The sequence below is a fragment of the Bacillus sp. bc15 genome (genome assembly GCF_900142585.1).
GTDB lineage: Bacteria > Bacillota > Bacilli > Bacillales > Bacillaceae_G > Bacillus_A > Bacillus_A cereus.
The window spans coordinates 62,357-79,493 of the sequence record NZ_FRBJ01000012.1; the positions used below are offsets into that span (position 1 = coordinate 62,357).

Consider the following 17,137-nt stretch of genomic DNA (forward strand, 5'->3'; position numbering starts at 1 on the left):
GAAAATGAGAATGAAATACCAATAATAAGTAAAAGCAGCTGCTAAAGGGGAACTGAGGAAGGAAGAGGCTTATGATTTTCAATTCTGAAGAGGATTTAATTATAGCTATGAAAAAACATGATCAAGATGCTTTGAAAGAAGTAATTGATCAATATGGAAAATTAATTTTGTACATTATTCATAAATCATTAAGTACCCCTATTGAAAAACAATATGTGGATGATTTTTTTCAATGTGTTTGTAATAGCGATAGCTGGGCTTCTAGTTTTAAAATATTTAATGTGAAAATAAAAAGCGGCATAATAGCCGCTTTTTATCGTTTGGTTAGTATTTTAGTTATGATTTTGTATTTTGAAAAACTTACTTATAATAAATGCAAACTTTCAATAAGAAGATACATACCCGTGCAACTTAAAAGGATGTACGTAAATATTTTGAAAATTAGTTGATTAAGCCATTTGAAAATAATTTGCCCTATATACAAACCTAGAAATACGATTGGAATAGCGTAAAAACTTGATTCCCAAATTGTTTTGTTTGTGCCAGTAAAGAGTATTTGAGTTAGTAGGCTAATGAAATATATAAATAGATAAAAAGCTAAAGTAGTTGCTCTCAATTTCTCTTTTTTCGTATCAGTTCCTGTAAAGTAAAGTAACAGGGGTGGTCCTGGCATACCGATACTTGTCGTTAAAAGACCGGATAATCCGCCCACTAAGAAATCTCTAGATTTTGTTGATTTAATCTTAAAGTTGCATATTAGCATCAACGTTAATAGTAAAAGCAGGATGCTAATTGCTAATTTAAAAGTGTTGATGTTAATGGAAGTGAAAATGAAAATGCCAAAAGGAACACCAACTATACTTCCGAAAATTAATCTTTTCAGTAGTATAAAATCAATATCTATTCTTATTTTCCAAATGAGTGATATGGAAATAATTAATGATAAAATGATATTTATTTGTATAGCTTCTTGTGGTAGAAATAACATGAGTAAGAAAGGTGTTGCCATAATAGAAAAGCCAAAACCTGTACTTGTTTGTAAAATAGAAGCTACTAATATAATACATATGAAAATGAATATAATTTCCAAAATAGCCCCCCTACATAATCAAATTTAATAAATATTTTAACATAAAGTGAAACTTTAATCAGTGGGAGGCTTACTGCACGGCAAATAGCGGCTTTTTATGTGGCATTTAATATTCTAATGATGATCCTGTAGTTTTAAAGTATTTTTCTCGTGAAGGAGTCATTGCCCGGATTGCTAATAAACAGGAAAGGAAAAGAATGAGTAACGAGCTACTTATTACAGTAAATTGAACGGAAAGAAATTGTGCGGATGCCCCAATTGCTAAAACGAAAAAGATTTGGATGAAATTTTTTATGGAATCAAACACGCTATCGATACGTCCTATCATATATATAGGGATGTTATTTTGATAAAATGTTATAAAGCCAGTACCAGCAAATGATGAAGAAATACCAAGTAAAATGAAACCACCTGCTGCGACTATAAATGAATTTGAAAAGGCGAAAATTACATAGCCTATTGCTGTGAAAATCATACCTAATCCGATACAATGTTGAATTGGTAATCGTTTGGCAAAGAGAGAGACGAGAAATGAACCGGAAACGTAAGCAGCGCCAGTTATACTAACAAGCATACTGTATTCTATATCGGTTAAAAACAGTACTTGCCTCGTAAAAACAACTTCTTGTGAATCGAGTGCCATAGAAACAAGCATAGTCGCTTGAAATAAAACGAATATGAGAATAATGTACGTTTCTGTTCGAGCGAACGAAAAAACTTGTTTCCAATCACTTCGTAATGTTTGTACAAAAGTATTTGCAACTTCTTCGTTTTGCTTTGTTTGTAATGTAATGTTTGGCAAGAAGTAAATGAGAATGGTAGAAAGTAGAAATGAAAGTGAGTTGCAGTAAATAACAAAGGCTGCTGAGTATGTGGTGAGAAGTATTCCAGCAAGAGCTGGACCGATAATAAAAGCCCCGTTTGTACATAGGCTATTCCATGCATTAAATTGAGCGCGCTCTTCAGCTCGTATGAGCATTGTTTTATAAGTAAATGAAGCTGGATCAAAAAATGATGTAGCGATGCGAGTTAAAAAGATGAACATATAAATGGCCCAAATAGAATCAGATAATGGAATACAGCCAATGAGAGCTGCTCGAATTATATCTGTGATGAGCATAATGGACCGTTTGTTTAATCGATCTACTATACTACCAGACCATATTTTTGTAACAACAGTGGCGATTGGACCAACAATCCATAATCCTGCTACAGCAGCAGGTGAGTTTGTGCTATTTAACACCATTAAGTTTAGAGCGATGAGATACATAAAATCACCTAAACGAGAAATTCCTGTTCCCGACAATAATAATAATTTATTTTTCATGAATAAATGGCCCTTTCTTTCATTGTTTTTTAATCCTGCAGGAAATAGCGTATTCCTCTTCAGAGTTTGATTGACGAGCGGTTTTGTTTTCCCAGCGTAATAAAACTTGTGTAATCTCCCAAGTAAGCTGTTGTAATTCCTCTGGAGTTAAAAATAAATGAGATACAATATGACTACCTGTATTCGTTCCTTCTGTGCCGCTTTCTTCAATATAGAAATGAGCAGCTTTTGCTTTATAATATTTTTCAATAATCCCTCGTTTTTCCTTCGTTTCTACTAATTCAAGCAACCCTCCATCATATAAAATTTGAACGTGATAATGTACGCTTCCAGCAGATTTATTTAGTTTAGTAGCAACTTGTTTTGCAGTAAGTGCTTCATCTTTTAAAAGGTGAAGAATTTGAATGCGAGTTGCATTGGAAATGAGCTTCTGCTGCTCAGCTGAAATAGTAAGTCTATCGTCAAACATTATGGCACCCCTTTTCTTATAATCTGAATTTATTGTACATTCTAAAAAATTAGAACGTAAGGAAAATAAATCGTCTTTTTCCTCTGTATTTCGACATAAATAAAAATAGCATGTTTATAAACATGCTATTAAGTAGAAGGAGATTCTTCATTAAATTCCCCGCGATAAAACAAGAACAGCCATATAAAACTTACAAAAATACAACATATAGCTAATAAACTGCCAATCATTTGAGGAGAAAAAATTTCTAACAGCCCTCCTGTAAAAAACATCGATAACTGAATAAGAGATCCGTAAACGGAATAATGGAATGAAAAAACTTTACCTATCATATTTTCGTGTGTGTAAGTTTGAAGTAATGTCGTATCAAGTGGAACGATGATTCCTCCTGCTATATGCATACAGAATAAAGTAATGATACCGATAATAAGTTGATCGGATAGAATGAATCCGAGAAAGAAAATTCCTTGTAATAAGTAGGCCCAACCGAATACTTTTTTCATTTTTTCTTTATTATGGGATATATAAAGATTAACGAGAAGGCTTCCTATCATAAGCCCAGCCCCTTGAACCGTATATAAAATCCCGATGTTCGTATGGAAAATTTTTTCGGCATAGATCGTTAGAAGTAGTTGATAAGCGCCTCCAATAATCCCCCATGAAATGCCGACAAGAATTAATGTTAAAATGATTTTTGTTTGTAATATGTATGTATAACCACCTTTTATATCAGTGAAAAATGCTTTGTTCTTGTTACAAGTATCATGAGCAGGAATACTCATATTATAAATAAAATAGGCTGAAAGAAAGTATGATAGGCTATTTACTAAAAAAGCGAACTCAATATGTAAAGATTGTGCAATTACTCCGCCCAAAGAAGCCCCCATAATAGACATAAAACCATTAATTGTACTAGAAAGAGAGTTAGCAGTTACGAAAAGATTTTGGTGTACGATATTTTTTAGGGTTGCTTGTTTAGCCGGTTCAAATAAACAAGCAAGTACAGATAAACATATATTAGCAATGAAAATAATCTCAATTTTATAGCCTGCGAGTAAGTATGTAAGGACTAGAATTCCCCGTGTAATATCGGTAAAAATCATAATATTCTTTTTAGAGAAACGATCTACAATTCCGCCTATGAATGGACTAAGAAGAAGCTGTGGTAAACCTTTACTTATAAAAGTAAGTGCGATCATAAACGGCGATTCCGTTATGCTGTAGACAAATGTTAATAAAGCTACCGTATGGAACCAATCTCCAAGTATACTTAATGTTTGCCCATAAAATAGTTTATTGAAGTTTTTATTTGTTTTAAGAAGTGTGGAATAAGAAACCGACATAAATAGACTACTCCTTATGTAATGACGATGTTTGAATTTGTTCTTTCCACTCACTTAAATACACTTTTTCCGCTGTAGGAAGTCCAACAGGTAATTGTGCAATCAATTCTAAACTATTTCCATCAGGGTCGTTAAAGTATACGGCTGCATGTGCTAATTCCGGAAAAACAATCGGTTCAATTGGTTCCATTCCAAAGTCTTTTCGTGCTGAAATTCCTTTTTGATTTAGCCAATGAATCGCATTTTCTAAATCATGTAAACTTACTTGAAAGGCGATATGTCGTAAAGAGGGGTGATAATTCACTTTGTATTCTGTGCCTTCCCAAAGGCCGAGCCAATTCTCATTTTCTTTAATCCAAAAGAAAGCAATATTATTTCCTCGTTTATATAATTTTAGCCCTAGTGATTCATAAAAAGGTATTGATACTTTTAAGTTGCGGACAGGTAAATGTGCTTCGTAAAGACCTCTAATCATTGTAATCCCCCTTAGTAAAAATGTTTCTTATTCCATAGTAAACAATATGTTGCTAGTTGAAATCGCAAATAAGAGGGATATAAATTCATACGAAAGTATGAAAAAAACAGCTCAAATATGAGCTGTTTTTCTATAGTTTTTAGTTCATTTGTCAAGGATAGGATATATTAATATCCGTATCCGCCGCCACCCCAACAGCTACATCCGATGATGATTAGAAGGATGAATAGTACGATAAGCAAAGCAAATCCACCGCCGAAACCAGCGCAACTTCCACCATAACTCATATGTTTTCCTCCTTTTTAGTAAGTTAATCTATATGGTTCATGGACTACTATATACAGTATGTTTTTTGTATAGAAAACGAGCCAGTCTCATTTATAATTAGACAAATGCCTGTAGATTCATTAGGATTGTATGTTAGTGATTTGTAAATAAACCTTTACATGATTCGTAATTTAGGCATAGAAAAATAAAAAATTGTAAAAAAAACCATTTTTTTATTTTTTTATGAGAGAATATGTACTATAATTTTACAAGTAATATTATGGGAAAAGGGAGTTTTAGTATAGAGATGGAGATGGGACAATTACAAAATAAAATAGAAAACAAAAAGAAAGAATTAATTCAACTTGTTGCGAGACACGGATTGGATCATGATAAAGTTTTGTTATTTAGTCGTGATTTAGATATACTAATTAATAAGTTTATGAATATAAAAGACAAAGTGCATAAATAAAAAATTTATAGTTTTTTATATTAAGATGTTTCACAGAAAGGAGAGGACAGTAATTGGAACATTTACAGGAAGAATTGTATAAACAAATAAAAGAAGAAAAAGGTACAGTTACAATTTTCTTAAAGAGTGGCGTTAGAATAGTAGGAGAAGTTGTTGGAGTAGATAAATTTACAGTTTTAATTTTAGTGGATGGAAAACAACAGCTTATTTATAAGCAGGCTATATCAACAATAATGAAATAAGACACTCTTGTTGAGTGTCTTATTTCATTATTGCTTGCATGCCTCAACATCAATGCCGGCAGCAATTAACTTCTTTTCTCCATCTTGTTCAATAATTTTTTGTAATTTAGATAGGAAAGAATCAAAGTTTGTATGCTTTGCTACTTGGAATGTCATTTTATGTTCAATTGGTAGCCACGTATCAATATCAGCTTCGTTATGCTGGATTTTCACCTCAAGTTTATCGAGTGCATTAGCAACTTTTGCTTCGTACGTTTCTTTTGCTTCAAACTCCATCCATAAGTCATATAATTCCTCACCGAGAGAACCTGTTAACGTTTGTTTAATATTTAAAATAGCTTCTAGTTCATTTTTTTGTTTTTGTAGCTGTAATTCGTGACTATTCATCGTATCAAATGCAGGGATATCACCAGCTTCGGCTTCGACTAGGTCGTGAATAATAACCATTTTAAGTAATTTCTCAATATTTACTTTTTGATCCAAATAAGGTTCAACTAAAATGGCCATTAGAGACATACGCCATGTATGTTCGGCAACACTTTCTTGACGCCCGTTGGAAAGCCAGCTATGTCGCATTTCATATTTTAGTTTTTCTGCTAATGCAATGACTTGTAAAATGTTGTGTTCCATCGTGAGCCTCCTCATGTTTTTATACCATAATTCTAATATAGAAATGAAATGTGTCAATTTCATGAGTATATTGCGATAAACAGATGATAAGCGTATAATACATGTTATATGTGAAAACGTATTATTAAAATAAAAAAATGTTATATGAAAATGGAAAGGAAAGGGCAGAAATATGGGAGAAAAAAATCAAGTATTAGCTAGACCACAAAGAAGAAAAAGGAAGTTTGATATTTCTAGCCCAGTGGGCATTATAGTAGGTTTCATCATAGTGATAGCGGCGATTATGCTTGGCGGCGGTGGAATAAAAGCTTTCAAAAACTTTTTAGATATTTCATCTATTTTAATTGTCATAGGGGGAACAACAGCGACAATTGTTGTGGCATATCGATTTGGAGAAATAAAAAAATATACGAAAAGTATTTTCACTGTTTTACATAGAAGAGAAGAAGATTTAGAACAGTTAACGGATTTGTTTGTTGATTTTTCGAAAAAGTCTAAAAAGAACGGCTTGCTTTCTTTAGAGGTTGATGGAGAGCAAGTAGACAATCCTTTTATTCAAAAAGGAATTCGATTAATGTTAAGCGGTTACGATGAAGATGAATTAAAAGAAGTGTTATTGAAAGATATTGAAACGGAAGTGTATGAGTTAAGAAAAGGAGCGGCATTATTAGATAAAATTGGTGATTTTGCTCCAGCTTGGGGAATGATTGGTACGTTAATCGGTCTTATCATTATGCTCCAAAACTTACAAGATACATCGCAAATTGGTACAGGGATGGCAGTTGCGATGTTAACGACATTATATGGGTCTGTACTTGCGAATATGATTGCAATCCCTCTGTCGGAAAAAGTATACCGTGGTATTGAAGATTTATATACAGAGAAGAAGTTTGTAATAGAAGCAATTTCAGAATTGTATCGCGGACAAATCCCTTCTAAATTAAAGTTGAAACTGGATACATACGTATACGAAACAAAGGTAAAAAAGGTAAAAGGAGCAGCCTAATATTTCAAGGAGTGGTATGATGAGTAAAGGACCGCAAAAGGGATCGCCTCGTTGGATGACGACTTTTACAGATTTAACGATGTTATTATTAACTTTCTTCGTATTACTAGTTGCTACATCAAAGCAAGATGCAGTAAAATTGTCAAAGATGCTTGAAAAGTTTAGTGATACGGGGCAAGTAGATGCAAAAGTAATGGAAAATACAATACCAGATATTTCACATGAAAAAAATGATGAAAAAATGATCTCAAAAAAGAGAATGGATGAATTATATAAGAAGTTGAAAGCGTATGTAGATAATAACGGTATTAGTCAAGTGAATGTATATCGAGAGGATACAGGGGTAAGCGTCGTTATAGTAGATAATTTAATATTTGATACAGGCGATGCGAACGTTAAGCCCGAAGCGAAAGGGATAATAAGTCAATTAGTTGGATTTTTCCAATCCGTACCTAACCCAATTGTTGTAGAGGGACATACAGATAGTAGACCTATTCATAACGAGAAATTCCCTTCTAATTGGGAGTTATCTTCAGCACGAGCGGCAAATATGATTCACCATTTAATTGAAGTGTATAATGTGGATGATAAAAGGCTAGCTGCGGTAGGATATGCAGACACAAAGCCAATTGTACCAAATGATTCACCGCAAAACTGGGAAAAAAATCGTCGCGTTGTTATTTATATAAAAGAGTAGTATATTATTATTTTAATAATAAAATAATAAAAATACGAAAATTCTTTTAAAAAAATATTAAATTTTATCATTTTATTTTGTATAATGAGTGAGAATGATAAGGTGAAATATTAAGATATATTTATACATAGAAGGAGAGAATTAAAAAGAATGGCACATAAAATTTTAGTAGTAGACGATGCGATGTTTATGCGAACGATGATTAAAAACTTATTAAAAAGTAATGCTGAATTTGAAGTTATCGGCGAAGCAGAGAATGGGGTAGAAGCAATTCAAAAATATAAAGAACTTCAACCTGATATTGTAACATTAGATATTACTATGCCAGAAATGGACGGGCTTGAAGCATTAAAAGAAATTATTAAAATTGATTCAAGTGCAAAGGTTGTTATTTGTTCTGCAATGGGACAACAAGGTATGGTATTAGATGCAATTAAGGGCGGGGCAAAAGACTTTATTGTAAAGCCATTCCAAGCGGATCGTGTAATTGAAGCTTTAACAAAAGTAGCAAATAGTTAATATAGAAGGGGTGCCACAAGGAATCAAAACAGTGATAGCGGATCGACGTGTGGCCCCCTTTTTTCTCATTATAAAACACTAAATTGTTATACATAAATGAAATGTTTGTTAGACAGGTAGGGGATAAAAATGCAAACAGATCTATTAAATATATTTTTCGAAGAGTCAGAAGAACATTTACAGTCGCTAAATGAAAATGTGCTAGTGTTAGAACAAAATCCTGCTGATATGGATGTTGTAGGAGAAATATTCCGCTCCGCTCATACATTCAAAGGTATGTCTGCGAGTATGGAATTTACGGAGATGGCTGATTTAACGCATAAGATGGAAAATGTGTTAGATGAAATTCGTCATGGAAATATAGTTGTAAATGCAGATATTATTGATGTGATTTTTGAGTGCATTGATAATTTGGAGAAGATGGTTGCAGATGTGCAACAAGGTGGAATGGGCAATATTGATGTAGCATCAACTAAACAGAAATTAGAAGCATTATTGAACGGCAATGTAGAAACTCCTACGGAACATATAGAGCAAAATCATATAGACAACGATGATGCAGTTTCACATGAAGTGCATATAACAGTTGAACAGCAAGCAATTTTAAAAGCAGTACGTGCCATTATGTGTATTGAAGCATTGCAGAATGTAGGGAATATACAAAAAACAGCTCCGAGTATTGAAGAAATTGAAGCAGATGCTTTCGGATTTGAATTTACAGTATTTATGGATACTGATTGTAGTATAGAAGAATTGAAACAAGTAGTACTTCATGTTTCTGAAATTGAGAAAGTGGAAGTAAAGCAAGGAGAACCTATATCGAGGGAAGTAGCTTCTAAAAAAGTTGTTACACAAGAAGTTGTGCAAGTAGAAGAAATGCTACAACCAGCTGTGGCTACGCAGGTAGAATCACCGATAGTGGCAAAGAATCAACCTACAAGTGCTATGCCAGCTAAAAGTACTACAAAAACGAAAAATGCTAAAGTGGAGAATCGTTCAATTCGTGTTCAATTAGAGAAAATCGAAAGATTAATGAATATGTTTGAAGAAAGTGTAATTGAACGGGGGCGCATTGATGAATTGGCTCAAACGATTCAAAACAAGGAGTTAATTGAACATTTAAATCGATTAGGCGATATTTCAAAAGATATTCAAAACGTACTATTAAATATGCGTATGGTGCCGATTGAAACTGTGTTCAATCGTTTCCCACGTATGGTACGTATGTTAGCGAAAGATTTAGGGAAAAAAATCGATTTACAAATTACAGGTGAAGATACTGAAGTAGATAAAATTGTTATTGATGAAATCGGTGATCCGCTCGTTCATTTAATTCGAAATGCAATCGATCATGGTGTTGAAACTGTTGAAAAACGACGTGATGCAGGTAAAAATGAGACAGGTACTATTAAATTAGAAGCCTTTCATAGTGGAAATCATGTCGTTATTCAAATTACGGATGATGGAAACGGTATTAATAAAGGGAAAGTATTAGAAAAAGCGATTAAAAATGGCGTTGTAACTGAAGCAGATGCAAATAGATTAACAGATCGTGAAGTGTTTGATCTTATTTTCCAACCAGGATTTAGTACAGCTGAAGTTGTATCAGATCTTTCTGGACGCGGTGTCGGATTAGATGTTGTAAAACATACGATTCATAGTTTAGGTGGACATTTAATCATTGATTCTGAGGAAGGAAAGGGAAGTACATTTAGAATTGAACTTCCGTTAACGTTGTCTATTATTCAATCTATGCTTGTTCAAACGAATGATAAGCGTTATGCTTTACCTCTTGGAAATATTGTTGAAGCAATTCGAATTAAGAGAGAAGACATCCAATCCTTACAAGGAAAAGATGTGTTAAATTATCGTAATCAAATTATTGAAGTGAAACATTTAAGTACTGTATTTGGTGAAAAAACAGTAGATGAGGCGTTTGCGTCATATGATGGTCAAATGGTTCCTGTGTTAATTGTTCGTAATACACATCGCAGCTATGGACTTATTGTAAACACAATTATCGGTCAAAGAGAAATAGTCTTAAAGTCATTAGGTGACTTCTTTGCAGAGAGTTCTAACTATTTCTCTGGTGCGACGATTCTCGGTGATGGACGAGTGGTCCTCATTTTAAACCCAGAAGGTTTATAATAGGAATGAAGGAAAGCTCCCCACTTGTATACAATTGGGGAGCTTTTTGGCTAATCGTTACCAATCTAATAATGGGAATACATATTAACGTTTTATATAATAAGTTTGCTAAAATCAAATGAGAGTTTATATTATTTGATAGAAAAACAGAAATGAGGAGGCAGGGAAAATGCCTGAGCAACACACAAAAGGGGATACGAGCACGATTGTGCTAGAAAAAGAAAATGAGCATTTAACGCCTCAAGAATGCGATATTCTTGGCGAAATTGCAAATATATCATTTGGTTCAGCTTCGACTGTATTATCAACGATTTTAAATAGGCAAGTAAGCATTACTGCTCCTCGCATAGAGTTGGTAGATTTATATGATTCAAGAGATGTCGAAGTTCCACATGTTGTATTAAACATTCATTTTACAAAAGGATTAGATATGGAAAACCTTCTTGTTCTTAAACAAGATGTTGCATTGTCCATTGCTGATTTAATGATGATGGGAACAGGTGAAGTGGAGGATGGAAAAGAACTTGGTGAATTAGAACTAAGTGCTGTACAAGAAGCGATGAATCAAATGATGGGATTCGCAGCTACATCTATGTCGGAATTCTTCCAAGATACAGTAGATATGTCTCCGCCGACGATTAATGTTGTAAAGTTATCAGAAGAAATGGAGAAAATCTCTGAAATCGATGGGAATCATACGATTGTTAAAGTGTCGTTTGATTTAAAGATAGATAATCTTGTAAACTCTAAACTTGTACAAATTGTTTCAGTTGAGCATGCGAAACAAATGGTAAATAAATTAATGCAATTATCTGGTGGAGTAGAAGAAAAAGACGAGCCAGCAGAAGTAGTGGAAACTGAGATTGTAGAAGAAGTTGAAAAAGAGCATTTAACACAAGAAGAGAAAGATGTGCTTGGTGAAATTGCAAATATTTCAATTGGTTCCGCTTCAACAGTATTGTCAACGCTTTTAAATCAGCCAGTTACAATTAGTACACCAAATGTGGAAGCAATCAATGTTCGTCATTATGATGGAGTACCAGTGCCATTTGTTATTTTAAATGTTGACTTTGTTGAAGGGCTAAAGAATGAGAATGTATTCGTATTTACGAAAGATGTCGCCTTAACAATGGTAGATTTAATGATGATGGGAACAGGGGAAGTTGATTCGGAAAAAGAGCTTACTGAATTAGAACTGAGCGGTATTAAAGAAATTATGAACCAAATGATGGGTCACGCTGCTACGGCGATGTCAGAAATGTTCCAAGAAAAAATGGACATGACGCCGCCAAATGTTAAATTTGTAACGTTAAAAGAAGAAATGGAGTATTTGGGAGAGTCAATGGAAGTGGATGAACTCGTTCAAATTACGTTCAATCTTGAAATTGGTGATCTGCTTCAATCGAAAATGTATCAAATTTTGCCAATTTCTGAAGCGAAAGAAATGGTAAGGCGACTTCTGTATCCAATGGTGGAAGAAGAAGAGATTGCCACAGAAGAAATTGAAGAAGAAAAAATTGTAGAACCAGTTGTGCAACCTATTGAATTTAAAGAAGTAAAACAAATGGAACCAGTATATATGGACACGTCCATTCTACAAAATGTAGAAATGAACGTGAAATTTGTATTTGGAAGTACAGTGAAAACGATTCAAGATATATTAAGTTTACAAGAAAATGAAGCAGTTGTACTAGATGAGGATATTGATGAACCAATTCGTATTTATGTAAATGATGTATTAGTGGCGTATGGTGAACTTGTAAATGTAGATGGATTTTTCGGAGTAAAAGTGACGAAATCACTATAAGGCATTGAAATAGGAGTTTGAACTAGTAGATGAAAAACGTAAAGTTTTTTCTAATGAGTTGGCTATGCATACATGTGTGCTTGTTCTTCCCCTTGCAAAGTCAGGCTGAGGAACAAATTGAGCCAGATCAAAAAATAAGTGAAGTGAATGTACAAGAAGAAAATAAGGAATCTCAAGAACCGCCAGAGCAAGTGGAAACGAAACAAGATGAAGAGAAACAAAAAGAAGAGAAACAACAAGAAGAGAAACAACAAGAAGAGAAACAACAAGAAGAGAAACAACAAGAAGCAGAACAACAAGAAGTAGCAAATAAACAATTGAGTGAAAGAAAGATAGAAACAGAACAGGGAATTATTACAGTAAATAAGCTGGAGCTTAAAGTTGGCGAAGAGGTGCGAATTGCTGTAGAACCAAATGGGAAAAACATTCAAAGTATGAAAGGTATATTGCAGTTACAAAAAAATGGCGAGCAATATGCGCAAGAAAGAATGTTATCTTTTGAGTATGATGAAGAAACGAAGAGCTGGGTTGCTAACTATAAAGCAGGGGATTTTGATTTGCAAGGTGATTGGAATTTTCAGCTCGTTCAAAGTTACAAAGAGAATGAGAAAGAAGAGCTCATAAAAAATGAAGTGAAAGTCCCGCTCATTCGTATTAAAAATGAAACGCCAACTATAGATAAAGAATTGCCAAAGTTACAGAAAGTTACTATTGATGAAGTAAAAGAGAACTTAGTTGAACGAAAACAGGGAGATTCTATACAAATACGAGTAAAAGCGTCAGATATAGAATCGGTTGTAAAAGAAGTGCGCGTTACATTAAAAGGGAAAGAAAATAAAGAGCTTTCCTTTTTATTAGACTACAACAAGCATGATATGGATTGGCAAAAAGTATTTGAAATAACAGAAGCATTGCCGGCTGGGCCATACGAATTACTTGTAGAGATAATAGATGCAGCAGGTAATAAACTTGTTGAGGAAAGTGAATATACCATTTCTGTTTTGGTGCCAAAAAACGAAGATGATAAAAAGATAGAAGAGAAAGAAAAAGAAGAAAAATTAGATAATAAACTAGAAAATGAATTAGAAGATAAGAAAGAAAATGAGAAACAAGAAGATTCGAAAGTCAAAAACCCGCTTCCAGAAGAAAATTTGCCAGTTGTTCAAATTCCGAAGCAAGATGAGATAGTAAATAAGTTTATAAAAGAACCGTTGAAAGAGAAAGAGGAATTTACTTACGTTATAAAAGAGCCGTTCGAAGACAACAAGGAAGTACATAAGGGGAAGAACCAAAAAGAGAAAAATAACAAACAAGTTGCCTCTAAAAAGAAAGAACCAAAAGAAGAACCGAAAGACAAGAAAGAAGAAAAAGGTGAACAGGGAGTGCAAGCTTCTGATGTGTTTACTATCATGTCAGGTTTATTCGTACTGTTTTTAGTTTTAAAGAGTAATAAAGAATGGGGCTAATTATTTCATAGTAGTGGAGGCGCTTAAATGGAGATTAAACGTACGACAATTGAAGATAAGGCGTTACAACCATTAAAACAGCCTGCAGCTATTTCGGAGCATGAAATCCAGAAAGAACGAAAGCGTAGCAATTTAGTGTTTACTGGACAGTCTAAAATTATTTCGAAAAATAATGAAATAGGTATTTTACTTGCAAGTTTAAGTGATGGAAAGATTATGAAGGAAATGCTTTCTAAAGAGATGGATACAGTGTTACAACTTTTTAAAAAGTTACACACGTTATCTGGAGAAGGTAAGCAAACAGAAAAAATATTTGAACATGTAATTAGAAGCCTACAAGGGCTTGTTAAGCAGGCGCATATAAAAGAACTTCCTTTGTTAGATGGAACGTATGATTTCGCTGAAGTACAACTATCATTTGGTAGAAAAGTACATATTCCGTTACTAGATGTGAGTGCACTTATCTCTAGAGTGGAAAGTGATTCTTCAGAAGGAAATATAAATTTGATGGTAACGGTTATTACTGCTTATATAACGAAACTGTCTAACGAAACAATTTTAATTAGCGTTACAGACCGTATTGCTAAAGATCGGGATGTAAGTGTATGGAGAGCGCTTGCGGAAATGAACATGACACAATTGTCACAGGCGTTGAAACATACGGTGCAAGAACATAAATGGTCTATGACGTTTCTTTTTCTCTTTATATGGATTGTCGGTATTATTTTAATTCGAGTTATGTAAAAAGGTCGTCACTCCATTGTGACGACCTCTTTTATATTTTTTCGTAGAAGAATGTATCAAATCGCTGAAGATTGTAACGTTCGGGTGTTAAAATTTGTTCCGTACTACCAACAAATAGTACACCGCCTTTTCGTAAAGAACGACTAAATTTTTCATAAAGTTTTACTCTTGCTTCTTCTGTAAAATAAATCATTACGTTACGACAAATAATCAAATCATAATTTGTATCGAACGACTGCATTAAAAGGTCGTGCTGTTTGAACGTAACGTTTTGTTTAATGTTTTGATGCAATGAATATATATCATTCTCTTTTGTGAAATGACGTTCTTTCAAATCATTAGGTAATTCCTTCAGAGAACGTTCTGTATATTGACCGCGTTTTGCGGTTTCTAAAATATGAAAATCAAGATCTGTTGCTTGAATTTCAAAACGAAATGGAGCTAGATGCTTTGATAAAATTAAAGAGAGTGTGTACGGTTCTTCACCAGCAGCGCAAGCGGCACTCCATACCTTTAATTTTCCGCTATTTTGTTCGAGTAATTTTGGTAGTGCTTTCGACTCTAAAGTTTGCCAGCGTTCTTTATTTCTAAAAAACTCTGAAACGTTAATTGTAATATAGTCAATAAAATTTAAAAATAAATTTTGATCAGCGCGTAATTTGTTTAAAAAATTAGTGTAGTTTTCGAAGCCTTTTCTCGAAATGAAAGCATCGATTCTACGGCGCATTCTATCTTGTTTATAAGAAGCGATATCCATATTGAATTGTTGTTTAAAACTCGCGATAAAATGATCATAATCTTGTTCAATTATCATATTTACAATGGGCACAATAATGATATTGTGCCTCCCCCTTTACATCATACGAATTTTTTGTTCAAAGCTTTTTTTCATTTGCTTTTCATGTAATCCTGGTAAATCATAAATGACAGCATCAATACCTGCTTCTTTTGCAACATCGACAGGGATGACAGATGTATGTTTGTCCCCATTATAAAAACAGAGAACTAAATCAGTGTCTTCAATAATTTGTTTAACAAAAAACATATAATCTGATCGGTAAATGGAGTCAGAAGGATGATCAAAAGCAACATATTCGGCTCCGTGTTTTTTTAAGTAATCAACGACTTCTTGAAATTCATCTGTTATTGCTTGCAATGGTTGCAGTGTGTAAAGGCATAAATTTTGAGCGAGTCTTTCATTCTCAACGAAAAAACGAAGAACCTCATTTTCAATAGATTTATAACATAATATGTAAATTTTATGTTTGTGAGCATAGTCAGTTAAAAATTTTTTAATTTCTTCTTGATCTAATGCTGTTAATTGATTTGAACCACAAAGGAAAATATTCATAGAATTGTGCCACCTCATGCTAAATTGTAACATATCTTTTATAAAAAATAACTGCAAAATATTACTGTTCAGAGTATAATTATAAATAACTGGATTTTACGATTAAGTTTAGGAAGAAATAAAAAAATAAATAGGTGATATATATGCTACGTTCTATCTCGCATAATCCAATTTTATCGCATATACCGCCTGCTACTCAAATGCCGAAAGAAGCAAATGTCAGGACAGGACTTGCATTTTCGGATAATTTGCATGCAGATCCGAAAAAAGATAAATTACTAGAACAAATGGAAGCGTTTGTCGATAATATTGGAGAAATTAAAGAGAAAATTGAAATGGAATTAACGCTTGATAATGTAATGGAATACAAAAATACAGTAAAATCATTTTTGAATTTTTACGTGGATAATGTATTGCAGTATAAAGATGTCATGTCTCGTCACCCGCGTTACGGATATTCACAGAAAATGACGATTGTGAAACAGGCAGAAATGGGATTGAATGAATTAGAAGATGTTATGAATTTAATTAATACGAAAACAGGACATTTAGAAATGTTAAATCAAATTGGAGAAATCCATGGTTTAATTGTGAATTTAGTCTTGTAAAAGGAAGGAAGCTATATGTACATACAATTATATGAAAAACTCGTTATTATTCAAAAAGCGTATGAAAATATTCAAGCGCTTGGAGAGCAAATATATGAGAATTTAAAAAATAAAAATGTAAATGCAGTTCAAAAATTGCAAGTAGAGCAATTGCAGTACATTGATGGCTTAAAAGGGTTATCAAGCTCATTTGAAGAAATGGTTGTTCAGTTCTGTAAAGAACAAGGAGTTGAATCGTTTCGTGTAAGTGCGTTATTTTCGTATTTTTCTCAAGAAGAAATTGAAAAAATGAAAGAATTACAAAAAAACGTAACTGAATTAGAAGAGAATGTAAAAATGATTCTTTTGAAAAATCAATATTACTTAAACGTACTATTAAAAACTACAGAAAGTATTGTGGATTCTGTTTCTGAATATAACTTAGAGCGAAACAATAATTCGCAAATCTTTATGAACGAACTATTGTAAAGGAGAAG

General features: G+C 33.2%; 20 protein-coding genes. 11 read left to right on the forward strand and 9 right to left on the reverse strand.

What is annotated here, in order from left to right; translation table 11 throughout:
• Positions 1-364: 364 nt before the first annotated feature.
• From BUA87_RS26050 to BUA87_RS26075, 6 genes are all read right to left on the reverse strand, one after another.
• Positions 365-1,090: a sulfite exporter TauE/SafE family protein gene (locus BUA87_RS26050; RefSeq protein WP_071714510.1), complete on the reverse strand. Its 726-nt coding sequence runs from the start codon at positions 1,088-1,090 to the stop codon at positions 365-367.
• Positions 1,091-1,196: 106 nt separating this feature from the next.
• Positions 1,197-2,417 carry an MFS transporter gene (locus BUA87_RS26055; protein ID WP_071714509.1) on the reverse strand — a complete coding sequence of 407 codons (1,221 nt, stop codon included), beginning with the start codon at positions 2,415-2,417 and terminating at the stop codon, positions 1,197-1,199.
• Between the two features lie 19 nt (positions 2,418-2,436).
• Complete coding sequence (locus tag BUA87_RS26060; RefSeq protein WP_000459089.1) at positions 2,437-2,886, reverse strand: ArsR/SmtB family transcription factor; 450 nt, start codon at positions 2,884-2,886, stop codon at positions 2,437-2,439.
• 128 nt (positions 2,887-3,014) lie between these two features.
• Complete coding sequence (locus BUA87_RS26065; RefSeq protein ID WP_072941266.1) at positions 3,015-4,229, reverse strand: MFS transporter; 1,215 nt, start codon at positions 4,227-4,229, stop codon at positions 3,015-3,017.
• A 7-nt stretch (positions 4,230-4,236) separates the two neighbouring features.
• On the reverse strand, positions 4,237-4,704 hold the full coding sequence (locus BUA87_RS26070; RefSeq protein WP_071714507.1) for a VOC family protein: 468 nt from the start codon (positions 4,702-4,704) through the stop codon (positions 4,237-4,239).
• Positions 4,705-4,871: 167 nt separating this feature from the next.
• The gene (locus BUA87_RS26075; RefSeq protein WP_000120179.1) at positions 4,872-4,991 is read right to left on the reverse strand and encodes a YjcZ family sporulation protein; all 120 of its coding nucleotides are present in this window, start codon (positions 4,989-4,991) and stop codon (positions 4,872-4,874) included.
• A gap of 233 nt (positions 4,992-5,224) precedes the next feature.
• On the opposite strand from BUA87_RS26075, the gene BUA87_RS26080 reads away from it, so the two are divergent.
• A complete protein-coding gene (locus BUA87_RS26080) occupies positions 5,225-5,443 on the forward strand; it encodes an aspartyl-phosphate phosphatase Spo0E family protein (RefSeq protein WP_000291691.1) in 219 nt (72 codons plus the stop codon).
• Positions 5,444-5,496: 53 nt separating this feature from the next.
• On the forward strand, positions 5,497-5,685 hold the full coding sequence (gene hfq, locus BUA87_RS26085; protein ID WP_000400665.1) for an RNA chaperone Hfq: 189 nt from the start codon (positions 5,497-5,499) through the stop codon (positions 5,683-5,685).
• A gap of 27 nt (positions 5,686-5,712) precedes the next feature.
• Here hfq and BUA87_RS26090 read toward each other — a convergent pair whose 3' ends face one another.
• Complete coding sequence (locus tag BUA87_RS26090) at positions 5,713-6,315, reverse strand: HD domain-containing protein (protein ID WP_016513063.1); 603 nt, start codon at positions 6,313-6,315, stop codon at positions 5,713-5,715.
• A gap of 172 nt (positions 6,316-6,487) precedes the next feature.
• Between BUA87_RS26090 and BUA87_RS26095 the strand changes: the two genes are divergently transcribed.
• The 7 genes from BUA87_RS26095 to BUA87_RS26125 all read left to right on the forward strand — a co-directional run bounded on the left by BUA87_RS26095 (position 6,488) and on the right by BUA87_RS26125 (position 14,702).
• Complete coding sequence (locus tag BUA87_RS26095; RefSeq protein ID WP_000504186.1) at positions 6,488-7,321, forward strand: flagellar motor protein MotP; 834 nt, start codon at positions 6,488-6,490, stop codon at positions 7,319-7,321.
• A gap of 19 nt (positions 7,322-7,340) precedes the next feature.
• Positions 7,341-8,018 carry an OmpA family protein gene (locus BUA87_RS26100; protein ID WP_000033627.1) on the forward strand — a complete coding sequence of 226 codons (678 nt, stop codon included), beginning with the start codon at positions 7,341-7,343 and terminating at the stop codon, positions 8,016-8,018.
• A gap of 150 nt (positions 8,019-8,168) precedes the next feature.
• Positions 8,169-8,537 (forward strand): response regulator, encoded by a 369-nt coding sequence (locus BUA87_RS26105; RefSeq protein WP_000940568.1) that lies wholly within the window; start codon positions 8,169-8,171, stop codon positions 8,535-8,537.
• Positions 8,538-8,666: 129 nt separating this feature from the next.
• Entirely contained in the window at positions 8,667-10,685 is a 2,019-nt protein-coding gene (locus tag BUA87_RS26110) for a chemotaxis protein CheA (protein WP_071714506.1), read from the forward strand.
• 169 nt (positions 10,686-10,854) lie between these two features.
• Positions 10,855-12,492, forward strand: a complete 1,638-nt coding sequence (locus BUA87_RS26115; protein WP_071714505.1) for a flagellar motor switch protein — start codon at positions 10,855-10,857, stop codon at positions 12,490-12,492.
• Positions 12,493-12,521: 29 nt separating this feature from the next.
• Positions 12,522-13,958 (forward strand): transglycosylase, encoded by a 1,437-nt coding sequence (locus BUA87_RS26120; protein WP_072941268.1) that lies wholly within the window; start codon positions 12,522-12,524, stop codon positions 13,956-13,958.
• A 27-nt stretch (positions 13,959-13,985) separates the two neighbouring features.
• On the forward strand, positions 13,986-14,702 hold the full coding sequence (locus tag BUA87_RS26125; RefSeq protein ID WP_071714503.1) for a hypothetical protein: 717 nt from the start codon (positions 13,986-13,988) through the stop codon (positions 14,700-14,702).
• 31 nt (positions 14,703-14,733) lie between these two features.
• Here BUA87_RS26125 and cheR read toward each other — a convergent pair whose 3' ends face one another.
• Positions 14,734-15,516, reverse strand: a complete 783-nt coding sequence (gene cheR, locus BUA87_RS26130) for a protein-glutamate O-methyltransferase CheR (protein WP_000582875.1) — start codon at positions 15,514-15,516, stop codon at positions 14,734-14,736.
• A 39-nt stretch (positions 15,517-15,555) separates the two neighbouring features.
• Positions 15,556-16,053 (reverse strand): flagellar motor switch protein FliG, encoded by a 498-nt coding sequence (locus BUA87_RS26135; protein WP_001020110.1) that lies wholly within the window; start codon positions 16,051-16,053, stop codon positions 15,556-15,558.
• 143 nt (positions 16,054-16,196) lie between these two features.
• On the opposite strand from BUA87_RS26135, the gene BUA87_RS26140 reads away from it, so the two are divergent.
• Together BUA87_RS26140 and BUA87_RS26145 are read left to right on the forward strand one after the other, a co-directional pair.
• Complete coding sequence (locus BUA87_RS26140; RefSeq protein WP_000946323.1) at positions 16,197-16,661, forward strand: YaaR family protein; 465 nt, start codon at positions 16,197-16,199, stop codon at positions 16,659-16,661.
• 15 nt (positions 16,662-16,676) lie between these two features.
• Positions 16,677-17,129, forward strand: a complete 453-nt coding sequence (locus BUA87_RS26145) for a hypothetical protein (protein ID WP_000275879.1) — start codon at positions 16,677-16,679, stop codon at positions 17,127-17,129.
• Positions 17,130-17,137 lie beyond the last annotated feature (8 nt).

Bases quoted from the DNA above. Each gene is read 5' to 3' on its own strand.
- BUA87_RS26140 (WP_000946323.1), top strand. From the start codon at position 16,197: ATGCTACGTTCTATCTCGCATAATCCAATTTTATCGCATATACCGCCT.
- BUA87_RS26120 (WP_072941268.1), top strand. From the start codon at position 12,522: ATGAAAAACGTAAAGTTTTTTCTAATGAGTTGGCTATGCATACATGTG.
- BUA87_RS26100 (WP_000033627.1), top strand. From the start codon at position 7,341: ATGAGTAAAGGACCGCAAAAGGGATCGCCTCGTTGGATGACGACTTTT.
- BUA87_RS26070 (WP_071714507.1), bottom strand. From the start codon at position 4,704: ATGATTAGAGGTCTTTACGAAGCACATTTACCTGTCCGCAACTTAAAA.
- BUA87_RS26060 (WP_000459089.1), bottom strand. From the start codon at position 2,886: ATGTTTGACGATAGACTTACTATTTCAGCTGAGCAGCAGAAGCTCATT.
- BUA87_RS26055 (WP_071714509.1), bottom strand. From the start codon at position 2,417: ATGAAAAATAAATTATTATTATTGTCGGGAACAGGAATTTCTCGTTTA.
- BUA87_RS26115 (WP_071714505.1), top strand. From the start codon at position 10,855: ATGCCTGAGCAACACACAAAAGGGGATACGAGCACGATTGTGCTAGAA.
- BUA87_RS26095 (WP_000504186.1), top strand. From the start codon at position 6,488: ATGGGAGAAAAAAATCAAGTATTAGCTAGACCACAAAGAAGAAAAAGG.
- BUA87_RS26145 (WP_000275879.1), top strand. From the start codon at position 16,677: ATGTACATACAATTATATGAAAAACTCGTTATTATTCAAAAAGCGTAT.
- BUA87_RS26075 (WP_000120179.1), bottom strand. From the start codon at position 4,991: ATGAGTTATGGTGGAAGTTGCGCTGGTTTCGGCGGTGGATTTGCTTTG.
- BUA87_RS26110 (WP_071714506.1), top strand. From the start codon at position 8,667: ATGCAAACAGATCTATTAAATATATTTTTCGAAGAGTCAGAAGAACAT.
- BUA87_RS26105 (WP_000940568.1), top strand. From the start codon at position 8,169: ATGGCACATAAAATTTTAGTAGTAGACGATGCGATGTTTATGCGAACG.
- BUA87_RS26135 (WP_001020110.1), bottom strand. From the start codon at position 16,053: ATGAATATTTTCCTTTGTGGTTCAAATCAATTAACAGCATTAGATCAA.
- BUA87_RS26065 (WP_072941266.1), bottom strand. From the start codon at position 4,229: ATGTCGGTTTCTTATTCCACACTTCTTAAAACAAATAAAAACTTCAAT.
- BUA87_RS26090 (WP_016513063.1), bottom strand. From the start codon at position 6,315: ATGGAACACAACATTTTACAAGTCATTGCATTAGCAGAAAAACTAAAA.
- BUA87_RS26080 (WP_000291691.1), top strand. From the start codon at position 5,225: ATGTACTATAATTTTACAAGTAATATTATGGGAAAAGGGAGTTTTAGT.
- cheR (WP_000582875.1), bottom strand. From the start codon at position 15,516: ATGATAATTGAACAAGATTATGATCATTTTATCGCGAGTTTTAAACAA.
- BUA87_RS26125 (WP_071714503.1), top strand. From the start codon at position 13,986: ATGGAGATTAAACGTACGACAATTGAAGATAAGGCGTTACAACCATTA.